At 72.4% G+C, this 1,967-nt stretch carries 3 protein-coding genes and 1 pseudogene; 2 read left to right on the forward strand and 2 right to left on the reverse strand.

Annotation, left to right across the window (positions count from 1 at the left end; translation table 11 throughout):
* Window positions 1-356: pseudogene (locus tag H5J33_RS33180) on the reverse strand (RNA-binding protein); the annotation flags it as partial.
* A gap of 48 nt (window positions 357-404) precedes the next feature.
* Complete coding sequence (locus tag H5J33_RS33185) at window positions 405-644, reverse strand: hypothetical protein (protein WP_029382693.1); 240 nt, start codon at window positions 642-644, stop codon at window positions 405-407.
* Window positions 645-797: 153 nt separating this feature from the next.
* On the opposite strand from H5J33_RS33185, the gene H5J33_RS33190 reads away from it, so the two are divergent.
* Window positions 798-1,592 (forward strand): rhomboid family intramembrane serine protease, encoded by a 795-nt coding sequence (locus H5J33_RS33190; protein WP_181798411.1) that lies wholly within the window; start codon window positions 798-800, stop codon window positions 1,590-1,592.
* On the forward strand, window positions 1,589-1,870 hold the full coding sequence (locus tag H5J33_RS33195; RefSeq protein WP_181798412.1) for an Lrp/AsnC family transcriptional regulator: 282 nt from the start codon (window positions 1,589-1,591) through the stop codon (window positions 1,868-1,870). The genes H5J33_RS33190 and H5J33_RS33195 overlap by 4 nt, the downstream gene beginning before the upstream one ends.
* Window positions 1,871-1,967 lie beyond the last annotated feature (97 nt).

Below are 1,967 nucleotides of genomic sequence, written 5' to 3' on the forward strand. Positions count from 1 at the left end.
CGCAGCACATAGGCGGCGGCCGCCACGTCGAGCGGGTCGGCGGCAGGGGGCGGGGAGCCGGCGTCGAGGGCTCCGGCGAGTTCCGGCTGCGCCTCCCGGAACCGCTCGCCGATGCGCTGCCGGAACAACGCGTCGGTCTCCAGCGCCGCCGCCATCGCGTTCCCGGCGAACTTCGCCCGGCGGTTCGGGGCGAACCTGGCGTACTGCCTCAGCTGGGCGGGCAGCTCCGCCAGGGTCAGCCCGCCGAAGCCGTCCGACACGATCTGTACGACCCGCCGGCGCACGCCGTCGGGCAGCGGACGGTCAAGCACCTCAGCGGTGCCGTCGCCCGGCCCCCCGCCTGCGGTCTCCACCATCCGTCACACACCCCAAACCGAGAAAAGTCCCTCCGGGGGCCGCTCCGCTCAGGAGCCGGCGCCCGGCCTGTCCACGAGTTCCACCTGGTCCACCGCGTTGCACCAGCGACAGCGCACCGACTCGATGGTCTCACTGACCACCTCGCGCTCCTCCACCGTCGGCTCACCGGCCAGATCCAGGTGCACGTACTCGACGACCTTCGACGAGCGGGTGACGTCGAAACGGGTGAGGTTGCCGCAGAGGGCACAGCGCCACCGGGTCGTGGCGGTCGGCAGGGGAACCGTCATCGCGCTGGTTCGCTTCCTTCTCGTGTCGGTCCGCGCCGCTCCCCGACGCGTGTGGCTCGTAACCCTACGGCCTGGCGGCTGGTCGCCGCCCGTCCGTTCCAGGCGGCGAGGCGGTCTGTCAGCTTGCGTCCCGTTACGTCATGCTCTGTAGTCATGATCAGCCCCAGGAGCACGGCGGCCGGCAGGACCCGCAAAGCGGTCCGGGACACCCCGGCGCCGGTGACATACGGCCTCATCGCCCTGTGCTGTGTGCTCTTCGCCCTCGGCCCGGCCTCCGGGCTGGTGCCCGGGTACGGCACCGGGGACGCGCTGCTCGCCGCGCAGCGGGCGTACTTCCGGCACTGGGGGGTGGTCCCGGCCGAGCTGTTCGACGGGCCGGCCCGGGCCGCGCTCACCCCGGCCACCGCGCTGTTCGTGCACGGCAGCTGGGTGCACCTGCTCGGCAACATGCTCTTCCTCTTCGTCTTCGGAGCGATGACCGAGGAGCGGATGGGCCGGGTGGAGTTCGCCCTCTTCTACGTCGGCTGCGGCTGTGGCGCCCTGTTCGGCTACGCGGTGGCCAACGCCGCCTCCGGACAGTCACTGGTCGGCGCGTCCGGTGCGGTCTCGGCGGTCCTCGGAGCCTTCCTGTACCTGTTCCCCCGTGCGCGGGTGACCAGTCTGCTGCCGTTCCTGTTCTTCCTGCCGGTGCGCTTCCCCGCCTGGGTCGTGCTGCCCTGCTGGGCGGCCCTGCAGTGGCTGGCGGCCGAGCGCGCCCCCGACGGGCCCGGGGTGGCCTACCTCGCCCACCTGGTCGGTTTCGGCCTCGGCTTCGGCTACGCGTGGGTGCGCTACGGCAGGGGGAAGGGCACGCGGGGCGGCGCCGGCGGGGCGGTGGTGGGCGACGGGCGGGCGACTAGAGTGAAGGGCGCACCGGCTCCGGTCACCGAGGGAGAGAGACAACCGTGATCACCGCGATCGTCCTGATCAAGACCAGCGTGGACCGGATCCCCGAGATCGCCGAACGGATCGCCGGGCTGGAGAACGTGAGCGAGGTCTTCTCGGTCACCGGCACCTACGACCTGATCGCCATGGTCCGGGTCGCCCGGCACGAGGACCTCGCCGAGGTCATCCCCGGCCGCATCAGCAAGATCCCCGGCGTGGAGGCCACGGACACGCACGTCGCGTTCCGCACCTACTCCCAGCACGACCTGGAGGCCGCGTTCGCGATCGGCCTGGACAGCTAGGATCCGCCGCTCGGATCACGCCGCAGACGCGGGGCCGGCACGCGCCGGGCCCCGCTCACCGGCCCGACAGGGCGCCGCCGATGCCCTGCGGCCTGAT

Source organism: Streptomyces sp. WELS2 (assembly GCF_013870595.1).
Taxonomy (GTDB): domain Bacteria; phylum Actinomycetota; class Actinomycetes; order Streptomycetales; family Streptomycetaceae; genus Streptomyces.

What these genes read in the sequence shown, in the direction of transcription:
- H5J33_RS33185 (WP_029382693.1), bottom strand. Translation starts at nt 644, where the DNA reads ATGACGGTTCCCCTGCCGACCGCCACGACCCGGTGGCGCTGTGCCCTC.
- H5J33_RS33190 (WP_181798411.1), top strand. Translation starts at nt 798, where the DNA reads ATGATCAGCCCCAGGAGCACGGCGGCCGGCAGGACCCGCAAAGCGGTC.